At 40.9% G+C, this 1,187-nt stretch carries 2 protein-coding genes and 1 pseudogene; 2 read left to right on the top strand and 1 reads right to left on the bottom strand.

Going from position 1 to position 1,187, the window contains the following annotated elements; translation table 11 throughout:
• Window positions 1-215 (bottom strand): helix-turn-helix transcriptional regulator (locus F6K23_RS40925; RefSeq protein WP_293166990.1); only part of this gene is annotated, 215 nt, incomplete at its 3' end.
• A 145-nt stretch (window positions 216-360) separates the two neighbouring features.
• Between F6K23_RS40925 and F6K23_RS40920 the strand changes: the two genes are divergently transcribed.
• Entirely contained in the window at window positions 361-714 is a 354-nt protein-coding gene (locus F6K23_RS40920) for a hypothetical protein (RefSeq protein WP_293166988.1), read from the top strand.
• Between the two features lie 47 nt (window positions 715-761).
• A pseudogene (locus F6K23_RS40915) lies at window positions 762-1,187 on the top strand (hypothetical protein); the annotation flags it as partial.

The following is a 1,187-nucleotide window of genomic DNA, read 5'->3' as shown; positions in this document are numbered from 1 at the left end:
TCTAGGTAAAGCCTGATAAAATCTTGGGCTGCAGCTGGGTTTATTTTCCGAAGTGCCTTCCTAATTTCGAGTACTGTATCAGCTGATGGATCTTGAATTTTATTGAACCAATAGTGCACGGTTGAGCGTCCTATGCCCATAGTTACTGCCAATTTATTTTGGCTAATGCCATAGGTTTTCAGTACCTGCCTCAGAGCTTTACCTGCTTTTCGCATGTTTTCTATACTGTCAGAGGCTTATAGCGAAGTAAATGGTCATAATTATGAACGTTGTGATAGTATGTTTCTGTTCATAATTATGAGCATCACGTTGTCTGTGCTTATCGCCAATTAACAATTTATTTTAAATCAGGAAACAGTTATGCAACCGTTACGCCACCACATCAATCCCAAAACTTTTGTTATCACTCTCAGGCAAATTGCTAAATTGCTAAAAATTGACCCTCGGCGTATTATCAACTGGGAAAAATGGCACAATGTCCTTTGGGTTCATATTCAAGGACTGGGGGGTTATTTTGTAAGTTATCGTAAGCTAGAGCAGTGGATTGTTGCTTGCAGTACTTTGATTAGTTTCTGTCCTAATCTAGATGTTCTTAATGCTGTCTGGTCAATGATTCTGCGAGAGGATCAACGGTATACTGAAGATGCTATGTGGCGACTGGAAGTTATTTGGGAGCAAAGATATAAATATTTGTTGGACCGTCAACTTAGCTAAGCTGAGATAGTATTGTAAAATCATAACAATAATTCAGCTGGTCGCTCATGACAGGAACTGAAGCCCTCATTGGGCAAGCAATCAGCGGTATAGCTGTGCCGATTTTTCAAACGCTTTGGGCTAGTGGTGGGAAATCTCTGGGAATGCTTGGCACAAACTTAAACGAGGCTATAAAGCTAATTTCTGGTGCATCTAAGCGATACGCACAAAAATACACCCAACGTCAAGGTAAGCTCAAGGTTTTGGGGATGCGAGAGCCAGTCAATTTGGAATCAGTTTATACGGCAGTTCAACTGTTGCATGAACAGGATATTATCCGATTTGAATCGATTGAGGCACTAGAAAAAACTTACCGCCAAAGCGAAGAACGCAGATATGAGTCTAGGAAAATTGCCAAACAAATAGGTATTAACGCGGCTAATAATAAACAATATCTGACGCTACTCGGTGGACCAGGAGCTGGCAAGTCAACC

Source organism: Okeania sp. SIO2C9 (genome assembly GCF_010672455.1).
Taxonomy (GTDB): Bacteria; Cyanobacteriota; Cyanobacteriia; order Cyanobacteriales; family Microcoleaceae; genus Okeania.
Note: the sequence above shows the minus strand (reverse complement) of the source record. Positions and strands in the feature narration are given on the sequence as shown.

Excerpts from the sequence above, each read along its gene's own strand:
- F6K23_RS40920 (WP_293166988.1), top strand. The coding sequence starts at position 361 with ATGCAACCGTTACGCCACCACATCAATCCCAAAACTTTTGTTATCACT.